This is a genomic window from Isoptericola aurantiacus (assembly GCF_044769875.1).
Classification (GTDB): Bacteria; Actinomycetota; Actinomycetes; order Actinomycetales; family Cellulomonadaceae; genus Isoptericola; species Isoptericola aurantiacus.
Map to the genome: position 1 here is coordinate 195,864 of NZ_JBJBAE010000003.1, position 26,920 is coordinate 222,783.

The 26,920-nt window shown below is 74.2% G+C and carries 23 protein-coding genes; 12 read left to right on the top strand and 11 right to left on the bottom strand.

The genetic code is table 11. The features are described 5' to 3' along the window. Positions 1-74: 74 nt before the first annotated feature. From ACIQLL_RS10860 to mtrA, 3 genes are all read right to left on the bottom strand, one after another. Positions 75-1,811 carry an LpqB family beta-propeller domain-containing protein gene (locus ACIQLL_RS10860; RefSeq protein WP_402466671.1) on the bottom strand — a complete coding sequence of 579 codons (1,737 nt, stop codon included), beginning with the start codon at positions 1,809-1,811 and terminating at the stop codon, positions 75-77. After that, positions 1,808-3,436 carry an MtrAB system histidine kinase MtrB gene (gene mtrB / locus ACIQLL_RS10865; RefSeq protein WP_449768907.1) on the bottom strand — a complete coding sequence of 543 codons (1,629 nt, stop codon included), beginning with the start codon at positions 3,434-3,436 and terminating at the stop codon, positions 1,808-1,810. Before mtrB ends, ACIQLL_RS10860 begins: the two co-directional genes overlap by 4 nt. Positions 3,437-3,557: 121 nt before the next feature. Continuing rightward, positions 3,558-4,238 carry an MtrAB system response regulator MtrA gene (gene mtrA, locus ACIQLL_RS10870; RefSeq protein ID WP_402466676.1) on the bottom strand — a complete coding sequence of 227 codons (681 nt, stop codon included), beginning with the start codon at positions 4,236-4,238 and terminating at the stop codon, positions 3,558-3,560. A gap of 128 nt (positions 4,239-4,366) precedes the next feature. Between mtrA and ACIQLL_RS10875 the strand changes: the two genes are divergently transcribed. Genes ACIQLL_RS10875 through ACIQLL_RS10895 form a run of 5 tightly spaced genes read left to right on the top strand, consistent with a single transcriptional unit; the run spans position 4,367 to position 10,007 of the window. Next, a complete protein-coding gene (locus ACIQLL_RS10875; RefSeq protein ID WP_402466678.1) occupies positions 4,367-5,587 on the top strand; it encodes a glycerophosphoryl diester phosphodiesterase membrane domain-containing protein in 1,221 nt (406 codons plus the stop codon). Positions 5,588-5,628: 41 nt separating this feature from the next. Further along, positions 5,629-6,261, top strand: a complete 633-nt coding sequence (locus tag ACIQLL_RS10880) for a DUF4129 domain-containing protein (RefSeq protein WP_402466681.1) — start codon at positions 5,629-5,631, stop codon at positions 6,259-6,261. Further along, a complete protein-coding gene (locus ACIQLL_RS10885) occupies positions 6,258-7,487 on the top strand; it encodes a DUF4350 domain-containing protein (protein ID WP_402466683.1) in 1,230 nt (409 codons plus the stop codon). Before ACIQLL_RS10880 ends, ACIQLL_RS10885 begins: the two co-directional genes overlap by 4 nt. Continuing rightward, positions 7,484-8,635: an AAA family ATPase gene (locus ACIQLL_RS10890; RefSeq protein ID WP_449768906.1), complete on the top strand. Its 1,152-nt coding sequence runs from the start codon at positions 7,484-7,486 to the stop codon at positions 8,633-8,635. Before ACIQLL_RS10885 ends, ACIQLL_RS10890 begins: the two co-directional genes overlap by 4 nt. Before the next feature lies 1 nt (position 8,636). Next, a complete protein-coding gene (locus ACIQLL_RS10895) occupies positions 8,637-10,007 on the top strand; it encodes a DUF58 domain-containing protein (RefSeq protein WP_402466686.1) in 1,371 nt (456 codons plus the stop codon). Positions 10,008-10,010: 3 nt separating this feature from the next. Here ACIQLL_RS10895 and ACIQLL_RS10900 read toward each other — a convergent pair whose 3' ends face one another. Further along, entirely contained in the window at positions 10,011-11,000 is a 990-nt protein-coding gene (locus ACIQLL_RS10900) for a stage II sporulation protein M (protein ID WP_402466689.1), read from the bottom strand. A 92-nt stretch (positions 11,001-11,092) separates the two neighbouring features. Here ACIQLL_RS10900 and ACIQLL_RS10905 point away from each other — a divergent pair, with 92 nt between their 5' ends. Then, positions 11,093-11,911, top strand: a complete 819-nt coding sequence (locus ACIQLL_RS10905) for an RDD family protein (RefSeq protein ID WP_402466692.1) — start codon at positions 11,093-11,095, stop codon at positions 11,909-11,911. Here the strand turns inward: ACIQLL_RS10905 and ACIQLL_RS10910 are convergent. Further along, positions 11,884-12,543 (bottom strand): TetR family transcriptional regulator, encoded by a 660-nt coding sequence (locus ACIQLL_RS10910; protein ID WP_402466694.1) that lies wholly within the window; start codon positions 12,541-12,543, stop codon positions 11,884-11,886. The genes ACIQLL_RS10905 and ACIQLL_RS10910 overlap by 28 nt on opposite strands. Positions 12,544-12,638: 95 nt before the next feature. Between ACIQLL_RS10910 and ACIQLL_RS10915 the strand changes: the two genes are divergently transcribed. From ACIQLL_RS10915 to ACIQLL_RS10925, 3 genes are all read left to right on the top strand, one after another. Then, positions 12,639-13,571, top strand: coding sequence for an ABC transporter ATP-binding protein (locus ACIQLL_RS10915; protein WP_402466696.1), 933 nt, complete (start codon positions 12,639-12,641; stop codon positions 13,569-13,571). Then, positions 13,568-15,172 carry an ABC transporter permease gene (locus tag ACIQLL_RS10920; RefSeq protein WP_402466698.1) on the top strand — a complete coding sequence of 535 codons (1,605 nt, stop codon included), beginning with the start codon at positions 13,568-13,570 and terminating at the stop codon, positions 15,170-15,172. Before ACIQLL_RS10915 ends, ACIQLL_RS10920 begins: the two co-directional genes overlap by 4 nt. A 99-nt stretch (positions 15,173-15,271) precedes the next feature. Further along, positions 15,272-15,694, top strand: a complete 423-nt coding sequence (locus tag ACIQLL_RS10925; RefSeq protein WP_402466701.1) for a hypothetical protein — start codon at positions 15,272-15,274, stop codon at positions 15,692-15,694. A gap of 74 nt (positions 15,695-15,768) precedes the next feature. On the opposite strand, the gene ahcY is transcribed toward ACIQLL_RS10925, so the two are convergent. Further along, positions 15,769-17,322 (bottom strand): adenosylhomocysteinase, encoded by a 1,554-nt coding sequence (ahcY, locus tag ACIQLL_RS10930; RefSeq protein WP_402466703.1) that lies wholly within the window; start codon positions 17,320-17,322, stop codon positions 15,769-15,771. Between the two features lie 137 nt (positions 17,323-17,459). Between ahcY and ACIQLL_RS10935 the strand changes: the two genes are divergently transcribed. Next, the gene (locus ACIQLL_RS10935; protein WP_402466705.1) at positions 17,460-18,740 is read left to right on the top strand and encodes an acyltransferase family protein; all 1,281 of its coding nucleotides are present in this window, start codon (positions 17,460-17,462) and stop codon (positions 18,738-18,740) included. Between the two features lie 124 nt (positions 18,741-18,864). Here ACIQLL_RS10935 and ACIQLL_RS10940 read toward each other — a convergent pair whose 3' ends face one another. From ACIQLL_RS10940 to ACIQLL_RS10950, 3 genes are all read right to left on the bottom strand, one after another. After that, the gene (locus ACIQLL_RS10940; protein ID WP_402466707.1) at positions 18,865-19,800 is read right to left on the bottom strand and encodes a glycine betaine ABC transporter substrate-binding protein; all 936 of its coding nucleotides are present in this window, start codon (positions 19,798-19,800) and stop codon (positions 18,865-18,867) included. Positions 19,801-19,921: 121 nt separating this feature from the next. After that, the gene (locus ACIQLL_RS10945) at positions 19,922-20,824 is read right to left on the bottom strand and encodes an ABC transporter permease (RefSeq protein WP_402467424.1); all 903 of its coding nucleotides are present in this window, start codon (positions 20,822-20,824) and stop codon (positions 19,922-19,924) included. Positions 20,825-20,832: 8 nt separating this feature from the next. Next, positions 20,833-22,089 (bottom strand): quaternary amine ABC transporter ATP-binding protein, encoded by a 1,257-nt coding sequence (locus ACIQLL_RS10950; protein ID WP_402466709.1) that lies wholly within the window; start codon positions 22,087-22,089, stop codon positions 20,833-20,835. Positions 22,090-22,399: 310 nt separating this feature from the next. Here ACIQLL_RS10950 and ACIQLL_RS10955 point away from each other — a divergent pair, with 310 nt between their 5' ends. Then, entirely contained in the window at positions 22,400-23,068 is a 669-nt protein-coding gene (locus ACIQLL_RS10955; protein ID WP_402466712.1) for a YoaK family protein, read from the top strand. After that, positions 23,065-24,879 (top strand): gamma-glutamyltransferase family protein, encoded by a 1,815-nt coding sequence (locus ACIQLL_RS10960; protein ID WP_402466714.1) that lies wholly within the window; start codon positions 23,065-23,067, stop codon positions 24,877-24,879. Before ACIQLL_RS10955 ends, ACIQLL_RS10960 begins: the two co-directional genes overlap by 4 nt. Before the next feature lie 18 nt (positions 24,880-24,897). Here ACIQLL_RS10960 and ACIQLL_RS10965 read toward each other — a convergent pair whose 3' ends face one another. Together ACIQLL_RS10965 and manA are read right to left on the bottom strand one after the other, a co-directional pair. Beyond that, positions 24,898-25,518 (bottom strand): sulfotransferase family 2 domain-containing protein, encoded by a 621-nt coding sequence (locus ACIQLL_RS10965; RefSeq protein ID WP_402466717.1) that lies wholly within the window; start codon positions 25,516-25,518, stop codon positions 24,898-24,900. A gap of 78 nt (positions 25,519-25,596) precedes the next feature. Continuing rightward, positions 25,597-26,844 (bottom strand): mannose-6-phosphate isomerase, class I, encoded by a 1,248-nt coding sequence (manA, locus tag ACIQLL_RS10970; protein ID WP_402466720.1) that lies wholly within the window; start codon positions 26,842-26,844, stop codon positions 25,597-25,599. Positions 26,845-26,920 lie beyond the last annotated feature (76 nt).

Sequence of the window (26,920 nt, forward strand, 5' to 3'; positions counted from 1 at the left end):
CCGACCGCGGCCCGCCTGGGGACCGCACGCACCCCGCCCGGGGCTGTGGACGGCCGTACTGCCCGAGCCCGCCGTCAGCCCGGGTAGGCGGCGGCGACCACCCCGTCGGAGACCGACGGCCACAGGGCCGCGCTCTGGCGCACCTGCAGCACCCCGTCGGCGTCCAGGAGCAGCATCGGGCTGGCTCCCACGCCGGCGGCGACCGCCACCGGCGCGGTCGGCGTCACCAGCAGCCGCGTCTGACCGCTGCTCGACGCCGGGAGCCCGCCCACGCCGGCCACGTAGACCGACCGGGTCCCGTCAGTGCTCCGACCGAGGAGCACGAGCGTCGTCTCCTCGCTCCAGTCCGCGAGCTGGACACCCGCCACCGGGGCACCGACCCGCACGGGGGCCGAGAGCCCCGTGGGCACGTCGTCCGCGTCCCGCTCGACGGCGGCGACCCAGACCTCCGGCCGCTCCGCGCCCTGCAGGACCACCGCGACCCGGGCACCCTCGGGTGAGACCCGCAACGAGCGCACGGCGCCGTCGGTGAGCCACTCCGCCTCGATCGGGAACGCCTCGCCGGAGGCGAGCACGACCCACGGGACGCCGTCGACCGCCGTCCAGACCGTACCGAACCGGTCGACGGACGGGGCGGCGAGGTCCTCACCCTCCAGGAGCGTGCTGGGCGCGGCATCGCCCGTGGCACGCACGATCCGGTCCGAGCCGTCACGCAGGACGACCGTGCCGTCGTCAGGCCCCACCCCCACCGCGGTCGGGTCGACGGACCCGAGCCGGACCGGGGTGGCGAGGTCCGTCAGCTCGGTGCCGACCACCCGGCGCAGCGCGACGCCCGCGCCGTCGTCGACGATCGCCAGCGGATCACCCACGGTCAGCGGCCGTGACGGCGGGTCGACCGGTTCGACCGCCAGCGGGTTGGTGCCGTCGGAGAGCTCGACGCTGCGCCCCTGCTCCTCTCGCAGCGTGGCCTCCAGCTGCGCGACCAGCAGGGCCCGGTCGTCGGGCGGCGCCGCGGTGATCGCCGAGGTGACCGAGACGTCGATGACCCCGTCGTCGTCGACGGTCACCGCGTCGATCGCCAGCGTGGTGCCCTCCGGAACCACCGACACCGCGGACTGCGCCAGCCGCTGCGGGGGGCCGGCGAGGATCTCCTGGCTGGCCGTGGTGCGCCACGACTGCTCGGGGAACCAGCGCACGTCGGGCACCCACCACCGCCGGTCCGGCGTCGGGTAGTACAGCGTGGTGCGGTGGAAGACGTTGCCCAGGACGTCGCCCAGGACGAGCAGACCGTCCGCCACGTCGCTGATCCGCCACTCGCCGTCGCCGTCGCGCCGCAGGTCGTAGGTGACGTCGACCGTGCTGGGCGCGGGCAGCTCGGTGTACACCCCGGACTCGTCCAGCGACGCCACCAGGAGCGCCTCGCCGGTCACCGTCGTCGACGTCGAGGAGTCGTCGTAGTCCCCCGCCACCCACTCGGGGTACTCGGAGAGCACCAGCACCCGCATGTCCCGGTCCCAGTCGTTCCACGCGGGCGTGGTGACGTACTCCTGGGCCGTGGTGAAGCTGCTCGTCGACGCCGGTCCGAACTGCGCGGCGCTGACGAACCCCTCGACGATCTGCTGAGGGTCCGACCCGGCCGCCGGGCCCTGGACGTTGAACCCCACGTCGACCGGCGTGTCCACCTGGACCGCCCCCTCGACGACGTCACCCGACGTGGGGATGGTCGCGCAGGACGCCGCGGCGAGCGCCACGGCCACGAGGCAGGCGGCACCGGCCGCGGCGCGCGGCCACCGGGTCCGGAGCGTGGTCATCGGGACTCCTCCTCGGCGGACGGCAGGACGGGGATCGTCGTGGGGGTGGCCCCGGTGGGCGGGTTGACCACCGGGACCTGCCCGGTCGGGACGTGCCGCCCCTCGGCCCGGGACGGGCCCTCCAGCGGGAGCGGGGAGCCCGTCAGCCGGATCCCTGCCCGCCGCGGCAGGGTCAGCCGGAACGAGGCGCCCTGGCCCGGGGCTCCCCATGCCTGCAGACGGCCGGCGTGCAGACGCGCGTCCTCGTGCGAGATCGCGAGCCCCAGCCCCGTCCCGCCCGTGGTCCGGGCCCGGGCCGGGTCGGCGCGCCAGAACCGGTCGAAGACGCGGTTGAGCTCGTCGGGGCCCAGGCCGACCCCGTGGTCGCGGACGACGACGGCGACCGCCTCGTCGTCGGCGGCCACCGTGATCTCCACCGGGTCGCCCTCGGCGTGCTCGATGGCGTTGACCACCAGGTTGCGCAGGATCCGCTCGACGCGCCGCGGGTCGACGTCGGCCGCCGCCGGCACCGGCGGCATGTCCACCGAGAGGAACACGCCCTTGCGCTCCGCCAGCGGTGCCGCGGTGTCCACGACGGCCGTGACGACGTCGCGCAGGTCGCGGTGCTCCACGTCCAGGACCGCGGCCCCGGCGTCGAACCGGCTGATCTCGAGCAGGTCGGTGAGCAGCTCCTCGAACCTGTCGAGCTGGGTCTGCAGCAGCTCGGCCGAGCGGCGCGCGGCCGGGTCGAGCTCGTCCCGCGACTCGTGGATGACCTCACCGGCCATGCGGATGGTGGTGAGGGGTGTGCGCAGCTCGTGCGAGACGTCGGAGACGAACCGGCGCTGGGCGGCCGAGAGCTCCTCCATGCGGGCGATCTGCTCCTCAAGGTTCGCGGCGGTCTCGTTGAACGTCCGCGCGAGGGTGGCCATCTCGTCCTCACCCCTCGCCCCCGGGATCCGCACGTCCAGGTGCCCCTCGCCGAGACGGGCGGCCGCCGTGGCGGCCCGCCGCACCGGCGCGACGGTCTGCCGTGTGACCGTCCACGTCAGCAGCCCGATCATCGCGAGAATCACCAGGGCGCCCACCGCGAGGGTGCGCTGGACGAACCCGAGCGTCTCCTGCTGGGAGGCCAGCGAGTACAGCGCGTACAGCTCGAAGCTGCCCGACGACGCCAGGTCCACGGTGGCCCCGACGACGACGCCGGGCTCGTCCTGGCCCGTCTCGGAGAACTCCGCGGGGATCAGCACCGACTGCAGCACCTGACCGTCCGTCGTCAGCGTCGCCTCCCGCAGCTCGGGGCTGACCACGTCGCCCACCGGCAGGTTCTGGCGGGAGGACGGGTCCGCCAGCGGGAGCCCCTGGCCGGGCACCTGGCGCAGGAAGTAGTCCTGCGCGCTGGACCCGGCACCGCTCAGCTTGAGGATGACGTCACGCAGCAGCGCCTGGAGCTCGCCCGTGCTGGTCGCCGGGGAGGTGCTGAAGTCGGCCTGCACCTCCTGGACCAGGGCGGCGTTCTCCCCCTCGATCTGGTCGATACGCTGCTCGAAGAGCCCGTCGCGGATCGAGAACGACAGGAAGACGCCGAGCACGACCACCACCAGCACGCCGAGCGCGAGGGCGGAGGTGACGACCCGGACCTGCATCGAGGACCGCCAGCGCCGCACGAGCGAGCGCATCCACAGCACCAGGGGGTTCTCGGCGACCGGCCGGGCCGTGGCCGCCGCGGTGGCGTCGTCGTCGGGCGGCCCGCCCGCCGCGCCCTCCTCAGCGGGCGGCACCGGCCTTGTAGCCCACGCCCCGCACGGTCTGCACCACCTCGGGGTTCTCGGGGTCCTTCTCGATCTTGGAGCGCAACCGCTGGACGTGGACGTTCACCAGCCGCGTGTCGGCGCTGTGGCGGTAGCCCCAGACCTTCTCCAGCAGCAGCTCGCGGGTGAAGACCTGCCACGGCTTGCGCGCCAGCTCGACCAGCAGGTCGAACTCCAGCGGGGTCAGCGCGATCCGCTCGCCGTCGCGCGTCACGGCGTGACCGGTGACGTCGATCTCGAGGTCGCCGATCTTCAGCCGCTCCGGCCCGGGCTCGTCGGCGTGCCGCAGCCGCGCCCGCACCCGGGCGACGAGCTCCTTGGGCTTGAACGGCTTGGTGACGTAGTCGTCGGCTCCCGACTCCAGCCCGAGGACCACGTCGACCGTGTCGGTCTTCGCCGTGAGCATGATGATCGGCGTCCCGGACTCGCCGCGGATCTCCCGCGCGATCTCGATGCCGTCCTTGCCGGGCAGCATGAGGTCGAGCAGCACCAGGTCGGGCTGCACCGAGCGGAACAGCCCCACCGCCTCGTCGCCGTCGGCGCAGAAGCTGGTCTCGAACCCCTCGGACTCCAGGACGATGCCGATCATCTCGGACAGGGCAGTGTCGTCGTCGACCACCAGTACACGGGACTTCATGGCCACAGTGTGCCAGCAGGTGGGCCCGTCCGTCCGGAGGAGGCCCGTGCCGCCCCCGCACGCGCCCGGAGGCTATAGGGTCGTGGCGGTCCGTCCCCGTCCGTCCGCGTCGCGACCCAGGAGGCCGCATGAGCACGCCCGACCAGCCGCCACCGCCCTCGGGGTGGGGCGACGCCCCGCGCCCGCCGACCTACGGCCAGTACGGGCAGGGTCAGTACGGGCAGGGCCGGTACGGCGCCGGGCCGCAGGACACCGGGGGTCCGGCCGGGTACCCGCCGCCGGCGGCGGGGGCACCGAACCCGTACGGCCCCTCCGCGGCGAAGCCCGGCGTGGTCCCGTTGCGACCGCTGTCCCTCGGGGAGGTCTTCGACGGCGCGTTCAGCTCGGTGCGGCACAACCCGGCGGTGATGCTCGGGCTGGTGACGATCGTGGTCGCGGCGGCGACCGTCCTGGCCACGCTGCTCGCCCAGTTCGCCGTGCCGGCGCTGACCGGGCTGATGACCGACGTGTTCGCCGCGGACCCGGCCACGGCGAACCTCTACTCCGGTGACGTGGCGGCCGTCGTCCAGGTGATGGCCATCGCGGGCGCGCTCACCCTGACCCTGCTGTTCGCCCAGCCGATCGCCGAGGGCGTCATCACGGTGTCCGTGAGCCAGTCCGTGATCGGCCGCAAGCTCTCCGTCGGCGAGGTCTGGACGCGCGTGCGCCCACGCCTGGGTGTCCTGATCGGGTGGATGCTGCTGCGATCGGTCGCCGTGCTCGTCGGCTACGTCGTCATCGTCGTCGTGGCGGTGCTGCTCGTCGCCGCGGTGGCGAGCGTCGTGGACTCCCCCTGGGCCGCCGTGCTCCTGGGTCTCCTGCTCGCCGCCGCGATCGTCGTGGGTGTCGTGTGGCTGGTGGTGCGCCTGCTGCTCGTCGTGCCCGCCCTGGTGCTGGAGGGCGGCCGGCTCGGCGCGACCCTCGCCCGTGCCTGGCGTCTGACCCGGCGCGGGTTCTGGCGGATCCTCGGCACCGTCCTGCTGGCGAGCATCATCGCCGGGGTCGCCGGGCAGGTCGTGGGCTACCCCCTGGCGCTGCTCGGGCTCGCGATCGACGGCGGCTCCTTCGGCTGGGGCTTCGTCCTGGTCACCGTCGTCAGCTCGGTGATCTCCACCCTGGTCTACCTCGTGTTCGTCTCCGGGGTCGTCGCGCTGGTCTACACCGATGCCCGCATGCGCCGCGAGGGCCTGGACGTGCGGCTGGCCGAGTCCGCGGCACGGGTCGCCGACGGTCGGTCCGGCCCGACCGGGAACCCCGGCCCCGCCGGCCCCCCGACCCCGCCACCGACGGGCACCGGCACGCAGTGGTGAGCGCGGCGTGGACGGCATGGGCGTCGTGGTCGGGGCCGGGCGTGGTCACCGAGGTGCCCGTGACCCCGGACCGGGACACGGCGCGACGCTGGCTCGTCGAGGAGCTCGCCGGGCCCGAGTACGCGGACGACGAGTCGCTGCTGCTGCGCCTGCTCCGGTGGATCGGGGGTCTCTTCGACGGGCTCACCGCGCCTGACGTCACCCCGTGGCGGTTGGCCGTGATCGTCGTGGTCGTGATCGCGGCCGTCGTGGCGATCGCCTGGTGGGTCTCCGGTCCCGTGCGGCTGCGCCGCCGGGGCGCCGCGCGTTCCGCCGTCGTGCACGACGACGACGCCCGCACCGCCGCGGCCATGCGGGCCGCCGCCGACGACGCCGCCGCGCGGGGCGACTGGTCCCTGGCCGTCCTGGAGCGCTTCCGGGCGGTCGTGCGCGGACTCGAGGAGCGCGTGGTGCTCGACGAGCGCCCCGGGCGCACGGCCCGCGAGGCGGCCGACGCCGGGGCCGAGCGGCTGCCCGCCCTGGCCGCGGACCTGCACGCCGGGGCCACGCTGTTCGACGGCGTCTGCTACGGCCACCTGCCGGCCGGCCCGGACGACGACGCCACGGTGCGCCGGCTCGACGACCTCGCCCGGGACGCCCGGCCGGCGGAGACGGCGACGGCGGTGGCCCCGTGAGCGTGCCGACCGCCGCCCCGACGGGCACCTGGACGTCCGGCGCCACGACCGGGGACGGCACCACGTTCGCCTCCCGCAGCGCACGCCGCTGGCGCTCGGCGCGCTGGTTCCTCCTCGGGGCGGGCGCCTTCGTGCTCGTCGTGCTGGTCCTGCTCGTCGTCCGGCCACCCGGGCCCACCGCCCCCTTCAGCAGCGAGAACTCCCACGACGACGGCTCGCGCGCGGTGGCCCAGGTCCTGCAGGACCAGGGGGTGCGCGTCCGGGAGGTCACCCGCGTGGCCGACGCGGTGCAGGCCGCCCGCCCGGGCACCACCCTCCTGGTGGTCCCCTCGCCCTACCTGCTGCCCGAGCAGGCGGACGCGCTCGCCCGGGCGGACGGCGACCTCGTGCTGGCGGGCGCAGGACGGCAGCTGCTGCGCGCCGCCACCGGTGGCCGCGTCGACCGGGTCGGGCTGTCCGCCGAGACCGCCGCCCCGCGGGAACCCGGCTGCGACCTGGGACCCGCCGTCGCCGCCGGCCCGGTGCGGCTCGCCGCCGGGCTGACCACGGACGCCGCCGAGGTGACCACGTGCTGGCACGACGGCCCCGAGGCGGCGGCACTGGCGGCGCTCGAGGTGGCCGGGCGCACCGTGACCGCCGTCGACGACCCGAGCTTCCTGCGCAACGACTCGGTGCTGGCACCGGGCAACGCCGCCCTCGCGCTGCAGCTGCTGGGAGCGCACGAGGACCTGGTCTGGCTCGTCCAGGACCCGACCGACATGTCGGCGCTGCCCGACGGCGCCGGACCGGGCGAGGTCGCGCTCGACCCCGGCGCGGCCCTGCCCCGGTGGTTCGTGGCCGTCCTGGCCTGGGCGGCGCTCGTCGCCCTCGTGGCCGCCCTGTGGCGGGGACGCCGCCTCGGCCGGCTGGTCCCCGAGGACCTGCCGGTGGTGGTGCCGTCCGCCGAGTCCACACGCGGACGCGCACGGCTCTACCGCCGGGCACGGTCGCGCGGACACGCCGCCGCCGGCCTGCGCGCCGCGGCCGCCGACCGGGTCGCACGCCGGCTCGGCCTGCCGCGGTCCGCCGACGCCGCGGCCGTCGTCGACGCCGTCGTGCGCACCACCGGCCGCCCCACGGACGAGGTCGGCGACCTGCTGTACGGACCCCCACCTGCCGACGACGCCGCGCTGACGGCGCTCGCGCGCCGGCTCGACACCCTGGAGAGCGAGGTTCACCGATCGTGACCCACCCCGACGAGAACCGCCCCGACCCCTCGGACGGGGCGGTCCCCGCCCCGTCCCCGGAGCCACCCGCGGCCTCCGCGGAGGCGACCTCGCCGGCGCCCGCCGCCGCGGTCTCCGCCCCGCCGGCGGACGGGTCGCCCGCATCCGACGACACGACGCCGGCACCCGCGCCGGAGCCCGCGCCCGCGCCGCAACCCTCCCTGGAGCTGCGTCGTGCGCTGGCCGGCGTGCGGACCGAGGTCGGCCGCGCCGTCGTCGGCCAGGACTCCGCCGTGACCAGCCTGCTCATCGCGCTGCTGTGCTCCGGCCACGTGCTGCTCGAGGGCGTGCCCGGTGTGGCCAAGACCCTGCTGGTGCGGTCGCTGGCCGCGGCGCTCGACCTCGACGTCAAGCGCGTGCAGTTCACCCCCGACCTGATGCCCGGTGACGTGACCGGCTCGCTCGTCTACGACGCGCGCACCGCCGAGTTCTCGTTCCGCAACGGGCCGGTCTTCACCAACCTGCTCCTGGCCGACGAGATCAACCGCACGCCGCCCAAGACCCAGGCGTCGCTGCTGGAGTCGATGGAGGAGCGGCAGGTCTCGGTCGACGGCGAGCCGCGGCCGCTGCCCGAGCCGTTCGTGGTGATCGCCACCCAGAACCCGGTCGAGCACGAGGGCACCTACCCGCTGCCCGAGGCCCAGCTCGACCGGTTCCTGCTCAAGGTGCTGCTGCCGCTGCCCGAGCGCGACGCCGAGGTCGAGGTCCTGACCCGCCACGCGAAGGGGTTCGACCCCCGCGACCTGGCGGCCGCCGGCGTGCGCGCCGTGGCCGGGGCGGACACCCTGGCCGCAGCCCGTGCGGAGGTCCGTCAGGTCGAGGTGGCGCCCGAGGTGCTCGGGTACGCCGTCGACGTCTGCCGCGCGACCCGCCAGTCCCCCTCGCTGCAGCTGGGCGTCTCGCCCCGGGGCGCCACCGCGCTCCTGGCCGCCGCCCGCGCCTGGGCCTGGCTGTCGGGGCGCATGTACGTGACGCCCGACGACGTCAAGGCTCTCGCGCACCCGACGCTGCGGCACCGCGTCCAGCTGCGCCCCGAGGCGGAGCTGGAGGGAGTGACCGCGGAGTCGGTGCTCGGCACCGTCCTGGCGGCCGTCCCGGTCCCCCGCTGAGATGGCACTGACCTGGCGCGCCGTCGCGCTCGCGGCGCTCGGCGCGGTCCCCGTGGCCGTCTGGCCGGTGCCCGGGACCGTCGTCGCGTGGGCGGTCGTGGTCGCGCTCGTGTGCGCCGCCGACGCCGCGCTGGCGGCCTCGCCGCGCGAGGTGACCCTGCAGCGCACCGTCCCGGCGTCCGTGCGCCTCGGGACCCCGGCCTGGTCCCGGCTGGTGGTCACGGCCGGCGGCCGACGCCGGTTGCGGGCGCTGGTGCGGGACGCCTGGCCGCCGTCGCTGGCCGCGGACCTGGACGGCGACGGCATGCGGCCGCACACGGACCCGGCGACGGTGACCACGTCGGCCCGTCACCGGGTCGACCTGCGGCCCGGCGAGTCGGCGCGGCTGCGGACGCCGCTGCTCGCCACCCGGCGCGGGGAACGCACCGCGGGTGCCGTCACGGTGCGCACGACCGGGCCGCTCGGGATCGCCGGCCGGCAGGCCTCCGTCCCGGTCGGCGGACGCCTCCGCGTCCTGCCCGAGTTCGCCTCGCGCCGCCACCTGCCGAGCCGGCTGGCCCGGCTGCGCGAGATGGACGGGCGCGCGGCGGTGCAGGTGCGTGGTGAGGGCACCGAGTTCGACTCGCTGCGCGAGTACGTGGTGGGGGACGACGTGCGCTCGATCGACTGGCGCGCCACCGCCCGCGGCGGCGACGTCGTCGTGCGCACCTGGCGGCCGGAGCGGGACCGGAGGGTTGTCGTCGTGCTGGACACCGGCCGCACCTCGGCCGCGCGCATCGGCACGCTCGCGGACTCCTCGGTCAACACCGGCGGCACCCGCCTCGAGGCGAGCGTCGAGGCCGCCCTGCTGCTCGGCGCGCTGGCCGACCGGGCCGGTGACCGGGTCCAGGTGCTCGCCTACGACCGCACGTTGCGCACCCGCGTGGCCGGCGCCTCCGGGCCGCGGCTGCTGCCGGCGATGGCCGACGCGCTGGCCACCGTCGAACCTGTCCTGCTCGAGACCGACTGGACGGGACTGGTCGGTCAGGTGCGCGCCCGCGTCTCGCAGCGGGCGCTCGTGGTGCTGCTGACCTCGCTCGACCCGGCGGCGGTCGAGACGGGTCTCCTGCCCGTGGTCGGACGGCTCACCGACACCCACCAGGTGGTCGTGGCCGCCGTGCAGGACGCCGAGGTCGCGGCGATGGCCGCCGGACGGGACGACGTCGAGCAGGTCTACGACGCCGCGGCGGCGTCCCGGGGCGACCTGGAACGGTCCGCGGTCGCGACGGTGCTGCGCCGGCACGGTGCCGAGGTGGTCGAGGCGCTGCCCGACCAGCTGGCTCCGCGCCTGGCCGACACCTACCTCGCCCTCAAGGCCGCCGGTCGGCTCTAGGACTCACCCGGCGGTGGGCAGGACGGCGCCCGCGCGGTCCGCGTCCAGGTCGCCGGTCTCCCCCGCGCCGACCGCGCGCCGGCCCAGCACGAGGAAGTAGGTCAGGAACGCACCGAGCGCGACGGCGCCGATCGCGATCTTGAGCCACCACGGCAGGGCCGAGCCGGTGACGAACCCCTCGACGAGCCCCGACAGGGCCAGCGCGGCCACCAGTCCGACCGCGACCGTGAACAGGGCGCGGCCCTCGGCCGCCAGCGCCACCCCCCGGGGCCGCGGGCCGGGCGCGATCCACGTCCAGAACAGCCGCAGCCCCGCGGCCCCGGCCACGAAGACGCAGGTGAGCTCGAGCAGCCCGTGCGGGGCGATGAGCTGGAGGAACAGGGGCAGCTCGCCGTGGGCCGCCATCATCCCGCCGGTGGCCCCCACGCCCACGGCGTTGTTCAGCAGCACGAACACGGGCCACACGCCGCTGATGCCGAACGCGACGAGCTGTGCGCAGATCCACGCGTTGTTGGTCCAGACCATGGTGGCGAACGACAGCTGCGGGTCGTAGTAGGACGCGAACGCCTCCGAGACGTACTGCTCGCGCTCGGCGGGCGTGCCCATGGCGGCCAGCGCGTCGGGGTCGACGGCGACGCGCACGCCCGCGACGACGGCGACGACGAGGAACGCGACGGTCACCGCCAGGATCCACCAGCGGATCCGGTACAGGGCCGCGGGCACGGTCACCACGGCGTACCGCACCACCTCGCCCCAGGCCGGCTCGTGCGCCCCGGAGATCCGGGTGCGGGCCCGGCCCAGCAGGTCGGAGAGCCGCGTCACCGTGGCAGGGTCGGGGGCCGCGGAGCGCACCGTGGACAGGTGGGTGGCCACGGCCTGGTAGAGGCGGACGATCTCGTCGGCCTCGGCGCCGTCCAGCCGCCGGCGCCGGGTCAGCTCCGCCAGGCGGTCCCACTCGGGTCGGTGCACGGCGGTGAAGGCGTCGAGGTCCACGCCCGATACCCTGCCACACGTGACAGGGCCGCGGCCTCGAGCCGGGCACGACCCGACCGCCCCCACAGGGCGGTCCCACGGACGGAGGCACGGTGCAGGACGGCATCCTCATCGGCGAAGGCGTGATCCTGGACGCCCGCCCGGCGTCGTTCGCGACGCGCGGGCTCGGGGCACTGATCGACGTGGCGGTGACGGTGGTCCTGCTGATCGCCGTCTCCCTGGCCGTGACGGGCACGGCCGCCCGGCTCACCGAGCAGTGGACCAGCTCGCTGTCGATCGCCGTGCTCGTGGTGCTGCTCGTCGGACTCCCGACGGCGGTCGAGACCCTGACGCGGGGCCGGTCCCTGGGCAAGCTCGCCTGCGGTCTGCGGGTGGTGCGCGACGACGGCGGCCCCGTCACCTTCCGGCACGCGCTGATCCGGGCCCTGGTCGGCTTCTTCGAGATCTGGTTGTCGTTCGGCTCGGTCGCCGTCATCACGTCGCTGGCCAACTCCCGCGGCAAGCGGCTCGGGGACCTGCTGGCCGGCACCTACGCGGTCCGGGTGCGGGGCGGTCGCGGCTGGGAGCAACCCCTGGTGATGGTCCCGGGGCTGGCGGCGTGGGCCGCCGCGGCGGACATCCGCCGGCTCCCCGACGGCCTGGCGCTGCAGGTCCGGCAGGTCCTGGACCGGGCGCCCCGGCTCGCGCCGGCGTCGCGGGCGCGCCTGACCGACGAGCTGGCCGCCCGGGTGGAGGGCTACGTGGCCCCGGGCCCGCCGCCGGGGACGTCGGCGGAGTCGTTCCTGCACGCGGTGCTGCACGAGCGGCGCGACCGTGAGCTCGTCCGCGGCCGGGCGGACCGGGAGCGGGCGACGGCGCAGGCCGCGGCCCTGCACCGGTTGCCCTACGCGGTACCCGACCCGCGCGACTGAGCGGACCGCTCCCCCGCCACGGGTCCGGTCGGTGCGGCCGGCCCCGGCGGGAGCGTCGTGGCGGCCAGGCCGACGACGGCGTCGGTCGCGGTGCGCACCAGCGCGGGCAGATCCTGGCGGCCGTCGCCGTCGGCCCACTCCTCGACGGCGACGGTGAGCGCCGCGGCCACAGCGCGGCAGCGGGCGCGCGCGACGAACGGCTCGACCCCCGCGGCGGCCTCGGCGGCCCCCAGGGTGTCGCCGAGCTGCGAGGTCATGCGCTCGGCGGCGGCCCGCAGCGCCGGGGTGGAGCGCATCAGGCGCAGCTTGCGCAGCCAGTCGCGGGTGACGGCGCCGGCGGCGTCCCAGGTCTGCTCAGGCTGGGCGTCGAGGGCGGCGTGCACGGCTCGGGCCACGCCGACCTGCCCGGTCCGGGTGACGACGTCGGCGAGGAACGCGGCGTCGGCGTCGTCGTGCAGGGCCAGCGACTCCTTGGTGCCGAAGTGCCGGTAGACCGTGCGTTCGGCGACCTCCGCGGCCGCGGCGACCCGTGCGACCGGGACCGCGTCGTAGCCGTGGCGCTCGAAGAGGTCCAGCGCGACCGTCTGGACGTGCCGCATCGTGGCCGCGCGCCGTCGGGCCCGCAGGTCCATGTCCCACCCCTTCCGCGTCACGACGGCCCTGGCCGCCGCGGACGACCCATAGTACAGTCGCTGCCATCTGGCAGCGACTGACAGGTGGAGCCGTGATGACCGAGCACGTGGTCGACATCCAGGGGCTGGTCAAGACGTTCGGGCGCGTGCGCGCGCTGGACGGTCTCGACATGACTCTCGAACCCGGCGAGGTCCGGGGATTCCTCGGGCCCAACGGCGCCGGGAAGAGCACGACGATCCGCATCCTGCTGGGCATGGTCCGCGCTTCCGGCGGCAGCGTCCGGCTGTTCGGCGCCGACCCGTGGCGGCGCGCCGTCGACCTGCACCGACGCCTCACCTACGTCCCGGGCGACGTCGCGCTCTGGCCCGGCCTGACCGGCGGGCAGTGCCTCGACGTCCTCGGCGCCTCGGGCGCCCCGGTCGACGCGTCCCGGCGTGACGAGCTGGTCGAACGGTTCGACCTCGACCCCACCAAGCGCGTGCGCGACTACTCCAAGGGCAACCGGCAGAAGGTGGCCCTGGTGGCGGCGTTCGCCGCCCGGGCCGACCTCCTGGTGCTCGACGAGCCCACCTCCGGGCTGGACCCGCTGATGGAGGAGGTCTTCCGCCAGTGCGTCGCCGAACGTGCCCGCTCCGGAGCCACCGTCCTGCTGTCCAGCCACATCCTGTCCGAGGTCGAGTCCCTGTGCTCCACGGTGACGATCGTGCGGCACGGCCGCACCGTGCGGGCGGGCACCGTCAGCCAGATGCGGGCCCTGGCACGCACCACCGTGCACGCCGTCACGGCGGCGGGTGCTCCCGACCTCGACCGCTTCGACCTGCACGGGTTGACCGTATCGCCGCTCCACGAGACCGATACCGACGATCCCTCGCACGCGGACCGTCGCGAGATCACGTTCACCGTCGATCCCGCCGAGCTCGACGCCGTGCTGGCGCCGCTGGTGGCCGGGGGCCTCAGCTCGCTCACCGTGCGGCCGCCGAGCCTGGACGAGTTGTTCCTCAGCGAGTACGACGGGGCGACGGCGTGACCGGCACCCCGGGGAGCCGCTCGCGAGGCGGCAGCGGCGCCGCAGCGGTCCTGCGGCTGCAGCTGCGCACCGGGTGGAAGGCGCTCCTCGCCTGGACCGCCGGGATCGTGGCGACCTACGCGGCCACCGTCGCGGCGATCGAGACGACGTACGCCACACCGCAGGACCTCGCCGGGTACGCCGCGACCGTGGGGGCGGACCCCACGATGGCTGCGATCAACGGCACGCCCTACGGCGCCGACACCCTCGGCGGCGTCGTCGCCAACGAGTTCGGGTTCATCGCGGCGATCGCCGTACCGCTCATGGGGCTGATGCTCGTCAACCGCAGCACCCGCGCCTCCGAGGAGTCCGGGATGCTGGAGCTGCTGCGCTCGCGGGCCGTCGGATCGCGCACTCCCTGGGTCGTCGCCCTCGCCGTGACCGCCGTCGCCCTCGCCGTCGTGGGCCTCGGGATGACGGCGTCCCTGGTCGGCTCCGGTGCCGACGCCTCGGACGCCGCGCTCTACGGCGCCTCGATCGCCGGGCTCGGGCTGGTGTTCGCCGGCCTCGCCACCCTCGCCGGCCAGCTCGTCCGTCGCTCGGCGGGCGTCGTCGCCGTCGGCGTGGTGGCCCTGGGCGCCGCGTACGTCTTCCGGGCGATCGGGGACGTCAAGGGCAGTGGCTGGAAGTGGCTGTCCCCCCTGGCGTGGATGCAGGAGACCCGCCCCTTCACCGACGACCCGCGCGTCTGGCCGCTCCTGGTCGCCCTGGGCGTGGCGGCGACGGCCGGCGCCGCCGGTCTCTGGCTCGTCGGACGCCGCGACCTCGGGAGCGCCGCCGTCCCCAGCCGTCCCGGGCCGTCGCGGGCGGGCCGGGTGCTCGTGCGCCCCTGGGGACTCGCCCTGCGGCAGCACGGCGGCGCGCTGGTCGCATGGGCCGCGGGGGCCGCCGCCGTCGGGGCCGTCTTCGGAGCGTTCACCGACGACGTCGCCGACGCCGTGGCGGCCAACCCCACCCTGCAGGAGGCCTTCTCCGCCGGGGTCGAGGGCGACCCGACGAGCTGGTACCTGTCGTTCACGCTCGTCCTGCTGCTGCTCATGGCGATCGGCGCCGGCGCGCAGGTCGTCGGCGCGGCGCGCGCCGAGGAGACCACCGGTCGGCTCGAGCCGGTGCTGGCCCGGTCCACCTCACGCACGGTCTGGCTCGGCACCCGGGCGGTCGTGGCGCTGGGAGGCGGTGCGGTGGTCGCCCTGGCGGGGGGTGCGGGCCTGGCCCTGGTCGTCCGGGACACGACGGCCGACGCCGCGGGCACGCTCGCAGCGACCGCGGCCTACCTGCCGGCCGTGGCCGCCGTCGTCGGGCTCGGCGTCGCGCTGCTCGGCCTGGTGCCGCGGGCGGTCGGCCTGCAGTGGGCGGCGGTCGCGTACGTGGCGGTGGTCGAGATGCTGGGCGAGACGCTGGACCTGCCCGACGCCGCCCTGCAGATCTCTCCCCTGCACGCGATCGGCCGGTTGCCGACGCAGGACGCGTCGGGGACGGCCGTGCTGGTGGTCCTGGCGGTGGCGGCGGCGCTGCTCGCCCTCGGCCTGGCCGGGTTCCGACGTCGGGACGTGCCCCGCTGACCGGGGATGCTGGTGCCGCGTGCCGCCGTGCCGGCCGGCCGGGGTCCCACGCCTCGGAAACGGCTGGGCGCGCCCTGCGAGGGGCCGTAGGCTCGCCGTATGCGAACCCACCTGCACCGTTCCGCCGCCGCGGCGTCCACCGTCCTGCTGACCCTGGGCCTCGCCGCGTGCAGCGGCGACGACGAGTCCGCGCAGGCCTTCTGCGACTCCGTCGGGTCGTTGGAGTCCCTGACCACGGAGCTCGGCGCCATCGACCCGAGCGACCCCGACGCCGCGACCGAGTCCCTGGAGCAGGTCATCTCCGAGATCGAGGCGATCGAGCCCCCCGAGGAGATCGCCGAGTCGTTCGAGGTCGTCTCGACCGCGTTCGTGGGCTACGCCGACGCCGCCACCGAGGCGCTGGCCGACATGGAGAACGCGGACACCGACGCTCTCACCGAGGCCCAGGAGGCCATGTCGAGCGAGGAGTTCTCCTCCGCGAGCGCCGACCTCGACCAGTACACGACCGAGAACTGCTCCTGACCTGACCGTCCCCGAGCCGTCGGGGCCGGCGCGGCGAGGTGCCGCGCCGGTCCCGACGGCTTCGTGCCACCCGCTCAGTAGCGGTAGTGCTCGGGCTTGTACGGGCCCTCGACGGGCACGCCGAGGTACTCGGCCTGCGCCGGGCTGAGCTCCGTGAGCCGGACACCGAGCGCGTCGAGGTGCAGCCGGGCGACCTTCTCGTCCAGCACCTTGGGCAGGCGGTAGACCTGGCGCTCGTACTGCTTCTCCTCGGCGGGGCGGGCCATGTCGGCGAACAGCTCGAGCTGGCCGATCACCTGGTTCGCGAACGAGTTCGACATCACGAACGACGGGTGGCCGGTGGCGTTGCCGAGGTTGAGCAGCCGGCCCTCGGACAGCACGATGATCGAGCGTGCCGCCCGGTCGGCGCCGTCCGGCCCGGTACCCGCCGGCAGGTCCCACTCGTGCACCTGGGGCTTGATCTCGGTCTTGACGACACCGGGCACGTCGGCGAGGCCGGCCATGTCGATCTCGTTGTCGAAGTGCCCGATGTTGCCGACGACGGCCTTGTCCTTCATCGCGAGCATGTGGTCGGCGGTGATGACGCCGAAGTTGCCCGTGGTGGTGATGAAGAAGTCGGCCTCGTCCAGGACGTCCTCGATGCGGGCGACCTGGAAGCCGTCCATGGCGGCCTGCAGCGCGCAGATCGGGTCCACCTCGGAGACGATCACCCGGGCACCCTGGCCGCGGAACGCCTCGGCCGCACCCTTGCCGACGTCGCCGTAGCCGGCCACGAAGGCGACCTTGCCGCCGATGAGGATGTCGGTGGCACGGTTGATGCCGTCGGGCAGCGAGTGGCGGATCCCGTACTTGTTGTCGAACTTCGACTTGGTGACCGAGTCGTTGACGTTGATCGCCGGGAAGATCAGCTCCCCCGACTCCGCCAGGTGGTAGAGGCGGTGCACGCCGGTGGTGGTCTCCTCGGTCACGCCCCCGACCTGCTGGGCGATGCCCGTCCAGCGCAGGGGGTCACCGGCCAGCGCTGCGCGCAGCAGGTCGCGCACCACGTTCATCTCGTGCGTGTGGTCCGGCTCGCCGGGCAGCGTGTTGGGCGGCACGACGCCGGCCCGCTCGTACTGCAGACCGAGGTGGACCAGCAGGGTGGCGTCCCCGCCGTCGTCCAGGATGAGGTTCGGGCCGTTCTCACCGGGCCAGACCAGGATCTGCTCGGTGCAGTCCCAGTACTCCTCGAGCGACTCGCCCTTCCAGGCGAAGACGGGCACGCCGCGGGGGTCGTCGGGCGTGCCGTCGGGGCCGACGGCGACGGCGGCCGCCGCCTCGTCCTGGGTGCTGAAGATGTTGCAGCTCGCCCAGCGAACCTCGGCCCCCAGCGCGGTGAGCGTCTCGATGAGGACGGCGGTCTGGACGGTCATGTGCAGCGAGCCGGCGATACGGGCGCCCGCCAAGGGCTGGGAGTCGCCGTACTCGGCGCGCAGGGCCATGAGGCCGGGCATCTCGTGCTCCGCGAGGCGGATCTGGTGCCGTCCGGCCTCGGCGAGCGCGAGGGAGCGGACCTTGTACCGGCCCGGTACCTCGTCGAAGCCGGGCGTGGGACGGTCGGTGGTCGCGGGCGCGGCGGTGTCGGTCATGGGTGCCCTCCTGGGACGTCGTCGGTGTCGTGTCGCGCGCTGGGGGCTCCCGTCGGCGCAGGGTTCCAGCCTAGCCGTGCGCGGACGTCCCGGGGCCGACCGAGCGCCGTTATCAAATCGTGATCTATGGTGCTCCGATGAGATCGACGACGCGGACGCCCCAGCGGATGCACCTGCTCGACCTCCTGCGCTTCGGCGCGGCGGCGGCCGTGGTGCTCTACCACTTCACCGCGACACCGACGGCCACCCGCTACTGGGGTGCCGACGTGACGGCGCTGTTCGCCGGGCTGAACGAGGTCACCCGCTACGGCTGGCTCGCGGTCGAGGCGTTCTTCGTCGTCAGCGGGTTCGCGATCCTCTGGTCCACCCAGGGGCGCTCCCTCGCGCAGTACGTCGGGTCCCGCGTCGGCCGGCTCTACCCCGCGTTCTGGGCGTGCATCGCCGTCACGGCCCTCCTGCAGGCCTTCTGGACCGGGGGCCGCGAGCTCGGCCTCGGCGACACCCTGCTCAACCTCACGATGGCGCCCGACGTCTTCGGCGCCGAGCTGTCGCAGGTCGTGTACTGGACGCTCCTGGTCGAGCTGACGTTCTACGTCCTGGTCGGCGTCCTCCTGGCGTTCGGCCCGCTGACCCGGGCCAAGGTCCTGGGCCTCGCCCTGGGCTGGCCCGCAGCCGGGATCCTCGCCCATGCCCTGGGGTACCCGGTGCTCGCCGAGCACCTGGTGGTCCGCCACTCGGTCTACCTCGGCATCGGCATGCTGCTGTTCCTGCTCTGGCAGGACGTGACCGCCCGCAGCGCCCCGGACGCAGCGGCCGCCGCGGGCGCCCCGGCGACCACCGCGGCCCCGGGCCGGCCCGGACGCCGCGGCACCGCCGTCGTCGGCGCCTCCTTGGCCGCCCTCCTGGCGCTGGCCGTAGTGCGCGTGACGACGTCGGCCCAGCAGGCCTCCGAGCTGCAGGGCGTGCCCGTCTCCCCCGGCGTCGCGGTCACCGTGCTCCTGACCGTCGTCGCGACCGTCTGGGTCGCGACGCGGCCGTGGGCCGCCGTCCGCGACCCTCGCCTCGGAGCGCTGTGCGTCCTGGCCGGCGCCCTCACCTACCCGCTCTACCTGGTGCACACCCAGTTCGGGTGGGCCGTCACCGAGTGGCTGTCGCGGGCCGGGGTGGGCCGATGGGCGACGCTGGCAGCAGCCGTCGGCGTCTCCGTGCTGCTCGCCGTGCTGATCCACCACGCGGTGGAACGGCCGTTCTCGACACGCCTGCGCCGGGCCGTGACCCGGGCGCTGCCGTCCGTCCCGGCGCTCGTGGCGCTCAGGTCGGGGGCGCAGGGCGCTCCGGCGGCCCGGAACGAGCCCGAGCCGTACGGTCCCGTCCGCGCCGCCGCCCGGGAGCTGGCGCGGCCGGCCTCGCTGCGCTGACGGCACCGGGAACGACGGAGCGCCCGTCCCCGGCAGGTGTGCCGGGGGCGGGCGCTCCGTTCGAGCGGCCAGGCAGGCTCCGGGGCGCGATCGGATCGACGCCACGGGACGACTGCCGGGCGGCTCAGCCCTCGAACGGCGGGATGACGTCCGGGTTCTCGTCGAGCCACGCCTGGACGCCGGCAGCCGGGTCGTCCGGGTAGTCGTTGACCACGGTGCTCTCGAGCGTGCCGTACTGCTCGTCGTCCAGCTTGATCTGGCTGATCCAGTCGGCCGCCTCCGGGAACTCGTCGGAGAAGCCGTCGGTGCCCAGGAAGTGCAGGCCCTCGGACTCACCGAGCGCGCCCTCCGGGTCCTCCAGCGTCTTGACCGGGTAGGAGGCGTTCGCCCAGAAGGGCTGCCACAGCGTCACGAGGATGTCCTCGTCGTTCTCCGTGGCCTGCTCGAGCTCGGTCAGCATCGCCGTGGTGGACGACGTCTTCAGCTCGTAGCCGGCGTCGTCCAGACCGTAGGTCGGGATGACGTCGTCCTGGACGGCCGCGGTGAGACCGGCGCCGGGCTCGATGCCGGTGATCGTGCCGTCGAACAGGTCGGCGTTGTCCGCGAGGTCCGCGATCGAGTCGACGTCGGTGTACTCCGGCACGGCCAGCGTCAGCTTGGCGTTGTCGTAGTAGGTGCCGATGTCCTCGATGGAGTCGCCGTACTCCTCCATGTACTGGGCGTGGGTGACCTCGGGCCAGGCCGACGGGTACATGTCGACGTCGCCCTCGGCGAGCGCCGTGTACAGCAGGCCGGCCTCCTGGACGTCCTGGTGCTCGACCGTGTAGCCGGCCTCCGTCAGCACGTTGTCCAGCAGGTAGGCGGTGCTCAGACCGTCGGTCCAGGACGGGATGTAGCCCAGCGTGATGGTGCCCATGTCGCCGTCGGACGAGCCGCCGGCCATGTCGTCACCGCTGCTGTCGGCGTCGTCGGAGCCGCACGCGGTGAGCGTGAGCCCGAGGGCGGCGGCGGAGACCAGGGCGACGCCCTGGCGGCGGAGGTGCTTGCGATGGGTGCTCATGTGATGAGTTCCTTCCGTGTCGAGGGACGGAGTCCCGTGTCGGGGACGGGTCCCGGGACGTGGGTCCCGGGCAGGTCGTGTCCTGCCCGGCAGGTTCGTCGGGTGTGCCTGAGGCGCGTCCTCAGGCCATCGGTGCGGCAGCCGGTCGGAAGCTGCGGACCTTGGCGACCAGGGACCGGCCCGTGGGCTGGCCGATGGCACCGGTGAGGCGGTCGAGGAAGATCGCCAGGATCACGACCGACAGACCGCCCTCGACGCCCTGGGGGACGTCGAGCGTCGAGATCGACTGGACGACCTCGCCACCCAGGCCCCCGGCCCCGACGATGCCGGCGACGACCGCCATCGACAGGGCGAGCATGATGACCTGGTTGACGCCGGCCATGATCGTCGGCAGTCCCAGCGGCAGCTGGATGCCCCGCAGGATCTGCCAGGGCGTGCCGCCGAAGGCTTCGCCCGCCTCGACCGTCTCGCCGTCGACCTGACGGATGCCGAGCTCGGTGAGCCGGACGCCCGGGGGCAGGGCGAAGACGATCGTGGCACAGACGCCGGGGACGACGCCGATACCGAAGAAGAGGACCACCGGGACCAGGTAGACGAACGCCGGCATGGTCTGCATGAAGTCGAGGACCGGGCGCACGACCGCGCTGACCGTGTCGTTGCGGGCGGCGAGGATGCCGACGGGGACGGCCACGACCACGGCGATCACGGTGGCGACCAGCACCAGGCTCAGCGTCTCCATCGCCGGTTCCCACATCTCCATGGAGATGATCAGCAGGGTGCCGATCAGCGTGAAGACGGCGAGCCCCCACGACCGCACGAGCAGCGCCAGCACGGTGAACACGGCGACCAGGACGAGCGGGTTCGGGGCCAGCAGCAGGTCCGTCAGGCCGTCGATGAGGAACGACATCACCGCCGTGATGGCGTCCAGCAGCCATTCGAGGTTGTCGTTGATCCAGTCGATACCGCTGTCGACGGCCTCGCCGATCGGCACCTTGGGGATCAAGGGGGTGTCGGAGGTGGACATCGGGGCCATCAGCTCGCTCCTGCCGTGTCGAGGACGGGCTCGCCGTCGGCGGGGTCGTCGCCCGCACCCACGGTGCCGTCGGCGTCGTCGCTCGGGGGGACGGACAGCGCGCTCAGCAGCGTCACCCGCGGGATGACGCCCTGCAGGCGGCCGTCCGGAGCAACCACGGCCAGCGGCGCCGTGCTCGCGGCCGCGTCGTGGAAGAGCTCGGCCAGCGGCGTGTCCGGAGAGACCTGCGCGACCGGGGTGCCGCTCACCGGCAGGCGACCGGCGTCGCGGCGGACCGCGTCGGCGACGTCGTGCTCGAACACGACGCCGGAGACCGTGCGGTCGCGCCCGATGACGAGCAACGAGGAGACCTGGTGCTCGCGCATGAGCTTGTGCGCGGCCTTCGGACCGGCGTCAGGACCGATGACGGCGACCGGACGCTCCATGACCGCGCCCGCGGACAGGACCCGGGACCGGTCGACGTCGGCCACGAACTGCGCCACGTAGTCGTTGGCCGGCTCGTTGAGGATCTGCTCGGTGGTACCGACCTGGACCACGCGGCCGTCGCGCATCATCGCGATGCGGTCGCCCAGGCGCATGGCCTCGTTGAGGTCGTGGGTGATGAACAGGATCGTCTTGCCCAGCTCGGTCTGCAGCTCCAGGAGCTGGTCCTGCATCTCCTTGCGGATGAGCGGGTCGAGCGCGCTGAACGCCTCGTCCATGAGCATGACGTCGGTACCGGCCGCGAGCGCGCGGGCCAGACCGACCCGCTGGCGCATGCCGCCGGAGAGCTGCGACGGCATGGAACCTCCCCAGCCGCCGAGGCCCACCATGCCCAGGGCCTCCTCGGCACGCTCCTCCCGCTCGGCCCGGTTCACGCCCCGCAGCTGCAGCGGGTAGGCGGCGTTCTCACCCACCGTGCGGTGCGGCAGCAGCGCGAAGTGCTGGAAGACCATCGACACCTTGGTGCGACGGACCTCGCGCAGACCGGCTGTCGACAGGTGCGTGACGTCCTGGCCGTCGATCGAGATGGTGCCGTCGGTCGGCTCCAGCAGACCGTTGACCATCCGGATCAGGGTCGACTTGCCGGAGCCCGACAGCCCCATGACGACGAAGATCTCGCCGGGCTTCACGTCGAACGTGGCGTCGATGACTGCGGCGGTCAGGCCCTCCTTGCGGAGCCTGTCGCGGTCGGCACCCTCTTTCAGCAGGCGGGCACCGCGCTGCGGTCGGCGTCCGAAGATCTTGGTCAGGCCGTTCGCCTCGATGGCTGGCACGGTTCTCCCGGGTCGGGGACATTGACAGGTCGTCGGGCGCGGCTGGTTCCGTTGCCCGCACGGGCAGATCGCCCGTTCCTCGTGGCGCGTTCGGCCACGAGGCGACCAGGGCACTGCACTTCACAGTAGGACATTCGAGGGGAACTCCTGGTGAGCCCACGAACAGATGTCGATGATCTTTATCACGATGACACCCAATTCGTTATCATGATGTGACCTGGAGGCCCCCGGACGCAGCAGTTGGCAATGAATGTCGGCTTCCCGTGTCGTGAGGATCCTCACGACACGGCGGCCGCATAAGGTTGCCCCCGTGCATCGTGACAAGCTCCACCTCGGCCTCATGCTGGCCCTGACCTTCTCCACCGGCATCGCCGACGCCGTCGGCTATCTCGGCCTCGACCGCGTCTTCACCGGGAACATGACGGGCAACGTCGTCATCCTCGGCATGGGTCTCGCCGGCGCCGACGACCTGCCGGTGGTCGGGCCGCTGCTGGCCTTCGCGACGTTCCTCGCCGGCGCAGCGCTCGGTGGGCTCGTGCTGCGCAAGGACGACGTCGGGTGGACCGGCCGCACGACCGCGTGCTTCGGCACCGTCGCCGCGATCCTCGTCGTGCTCGCGGTGCTGCTGGCCGCCACCGCCGGGGACATGGCGCACGGCGTCCAGCTCACCGTGACCGGCCTGCTCGCGGCAGCCATGGGGCTGCAGGCCGCCGCCGCGCGACACCTCGCCGTCAAGGAGATCACCACCGTCGTGGTCACCAGCGCGATCACCGGGCTCGCGATGGACTCCCGCCTGGTGGGCGGCCACGGTCGCCACGTCTGGCGCCGGGTCGCGGCGATCCTGCTGCTGAGCGCGGGCGCGGGCGTCGGTGCGCTGCTCCTGCAGGTCGACCTGGCTCTCGGCGTCGGCGTGAGCGCTGCGATCGCCCTGGCCGTTACGCTCCTGGGCCACCTGCGCGGACGGGAGGTCGCCCGATGACGTTCACCGCACCGCCGCCGCACCTCACGCGCCCCGACCTGCAGGGCACCCACGCGATGGCCGCCTCCACCCACTGGCTGGCCACCGGCACCGCCCAGTCCGTGCTCGAACGCGGTGGCAACGCCTTCGACGCCGGATGCGCCGCCGCCTTCGTGCTGCACGTCGTCGAACCCCACCTCAACGGACCCGGCGGGGACCTGGTCGGCCTGTTCGCCACGGCCGACCGGCCGGCCCACCCGCAGGTGCTGATGGGGCAGGGTCCGGCGCCCGCCGGCGCGACCATCGAGCACTACCGTGACGTCGAGGGCCTCGACCTCGTCCCCGGTTCGGGCGCGCTGGCCGCCGCCGTGCCCGGCGCCGTCGACGGCTGGCTGCTGCTCCTGCGCGACCACGGCACGTGGCCGGTGCGCGACGTGCTGGCTCCCGCCGTCGGCTACGCCCGCGACGGGCACCCCGTGCTGCCCGCCGTCGCCGCCGCGATCGCGCGGGTCGCCGACCTGTTCACGCAGCACTGGCCGACGTCCGCAGCGCGCTGGATGCCGGACGGCCACCCGCCCCGGCCCGGCGACGTGATCACCAACCCCGACTACGCCGACCTGCTGGACGAGCTCTGCGTCGTCGCCGACGACGCCGCCGCCGCGGGCCGCGACCGGGCCGCGGCGGTCGACGCCGCCCGGGACACCTGGCGCGCACGCGTCGGTGCCGCCGCCGAGGAGTTCGTCGCCACGCCGCACCGCCACTCCGACGGCCGCGACCACGCCGGTGTGCTGAGCGCCGTCGACGTGCTCTCCTTCGCCGCGTCCTACGAGGACCCGGCGACGACGCAGTTCCGTGGCCGCACCGTGGTCAAGCCGGGTGCGTGGACCCAGGGCCCCGTGCTGCTGCAGTCGCTGCGCCTGCTGGACGGCCTGGACGACGACCACCTCGACGTCGGCACCGAGCTCGGGGCCCACTGCGTCCTGGAGACGCTCAAGCTGGCCCTGGCGGACCGGGAGGCCTGGTACGGCGACGCCGACGTGCCGCTCGAGCACCTGCTCTCCGAGACCTACGCCGTCGGGCGCCGCGCCCTCGTCGGCGAGAGCGCCTCGCACGAGCTGCGACCCGGCGTCGTCCCCGGCCGGGCCGCTCCCCCGCTGCCACCCCTGCGCGCCGACGGACCGACGTCGTCGAGCACCGGGGAGCCCACCGTCGCCGCGGACGGTGCCGTCCGCGGCGACACTTGCCACCTGGACGTCGTGGACCGGTGGGGCAACATGCTCAGCGCCACGCCCTCGGGCGGCTGGCTGCAGTCCTCCCCGACGGTGCCCGACCTCGGGTTCTGCCTCGGCACCCGCCTGCAGATGACGTGGTTGGACGAGGCCTCGCCCAACCGGCTGGAGCCGGGGCGCCGGCCACGGACCACCCTGTCGCCGACCCTCGTGCTCGCGCCCACGCCGGACGGCGGACGCACGCCGGTCATGGCCTGCGGCACACCGGGCGGGGACCAGCAGGACCAGTGGCAGCTGCCGTTCCTGCTGCGCGTCCTCGCCGGGGGGTGGACCCCGCAGCAGGCCGTCGACGCACCCACCCTGCACACCACCTCGCGGGTGGACTCGTTCTGGCCGCGCACATGGACGCCCGGCGGCGCCGTCGTCGAGGACCGCCTCGGTCCGGAGGTGCTCGCCGGCCTGGCCGAGCGCGGGCACGCGCTGACGCTCGCCGGCGACTGGGCCCTGGGCCGGCTCACCGCCGTCACCCGCGACCCGGCGACCGGGGTGCTCGGGGCCGCGGCGAACCCGCGCGGGGCGCAGGGGTACGCCGCCGGGCGGTGACCGGTGCGGCCACCGCGCTCAGTAGCCGAAGGTGTCGAAGTCCGTGCGGTAGAAGTCGCGCAATCGGGACTCGAGCGCCGGCGTGAGCTCCACGTCCTGGCTCGGGACGCCGCTGTTCTTCTCGCTCGTACGTACGCGGGCGACCTCCTCGGGGATCCCCAGCGAGAACTGGTCGTTCAACAGCGCCATCAGGCTCTCCAAGCCGTCCTCGAGGCGGTGGACCAGCGCACCGGGAAGCACGAACTCGCTCTGCGGCCGGATGTGGTTGTCGAGCACGTAGGGGTCCTGCTCGAACTTCCGGAGGATGCGGCGGGACCACTGCTCGACAACGGCGGGATCAAGATCGAGATTCCTCCGACGGCGCATCGAGTACTCCGAACGGAACCGGGCCAGCGGCTCCCGGACGACCGTGAAGATCGCGTCGAACCGCTCGAGCCGGAAGGTCTCCTCGCAGGGTGCTGCATGCATGTGCTGCGGTGAGCAACGCCGGTAGTGGTTCAGCGTCCCCGGGCCGGTCTTCCCGTCCCGGAACGACATCGCGTATCCGGCGGCCTCGAAGTGCTTCTCGATGGCGGAGCCACCGGCCTTCGGGACGTGCACGTACAGGACGGCCTTGTCGCCCTTGGTGAACACTGGCATGGGGGTGCGCTCTCCTCGTCGCCGTCGGTCGCGGCCCGCACACTCTAGCGAACGACAGCCCTCCGGCCGCACCGCAGGTCACGGCACCCAGGCGCACACGACGTGCCCGGTTCCGTCGACCGTCACGGGACCCGCGGCGTGCGGGACGAAGCTCGACTGCCCCTGGTGCAGCTCGAGCTCACCTGAACCGGTGAGCAGGCGCACGTGCCCGTCCAGCACCAGCACGATGCGCGGCCCGTCGCTGAGCAGCCCGACCGGGTCGTCGGGCGCGAGCTCGGTCAGCGTGAGCGCGAACTCGGTCGCGGGCGCACGGTGCGTGGTGACGACGCTCCCGCTCCCCGTCACCGTCGTCTCCGGCCGGCCCGGGGGCCGAGGTGCGAACCCCGCGCACTCGAGCAACGCGGGAGCGTCCACGTGCTTCGACGTCAGACCGGCCCGCAGCACGTTGTCCGACGCCGCCATCACCTCGACCCCGACCCCCGACAGGTAGGCGTGGACCTCGCCCGCCGGGACGAACATCGCCTCCCCTGGTTCGAGCGTCACCCGGTTGAGCAGCAGGGAGACGAGCGCCCCGGGATCACCCGGGTGCTGCTCGGCCAGGTGCAGGACCGTGGCGTCGGCACGGGCGGAGGGCGAGCCGGCCTCGTAGCGGCGGGCCACCGAGGCCACCGCCCTGTCGAGCTCGGCGCTGCAGGAGTCCTCCGTGCGGGTCCCGACGAGCAGTGCGGTCGCGGCACGCATCGCGTCGGCCGGGGCTCGCCCGTCCAGTGCCGCGCGCATCCGTCGCACGAGGTCTCCCTCGAGCCCGTCGAGCAGGGCGCGGACCGCACGCGGGCTCCGGAAGCCGGCCAGTCCCTCGAAGGGCGTCAGGGCGACGAGCATCTCCGGCTTGTGCTGGTCGTCGTGGAAGGACCGGGTCGGGTGTCCGACCGCCGGACCGGTCCGGTTCTCCTCCTGATACCCGCGGCGGGCCCGGGCCGCGTCGGGATGGACCTGCAACGACAGGGGTCGGTCCGCGGCCAGCACCTTGAGCAGGAAGGGCAGCCGAGGGCCGAAGTCACGGACGACCCGCGGGCCGAGAGTCCGGACCGGATCGCACCCGACCATGTCGGCGAGGCTGACCACGCCGCCTCCACCAGGCGGACACAGGCGCGAGGGGGCCGACGGGTGGGCCCCCAGCCAGAGCTCGGCAGCCGGGCGACCGTCGGGGGTCGCGCCGAGCAGGTCCGGGATGGCGGTGGTCGATCCCCAGTCGTAGTGCTGGACTGTATTTTCAAGAATGGTCGCCGCGAAGACATCGACAGTTTCCCGAACATTCATCGTCATGTCGTCCACTCCCCCTGGGCATCGACGTGCCTCGCCGTCCCGTGCACATCGAACGGTGCCGCGATCGTCGTCGGGC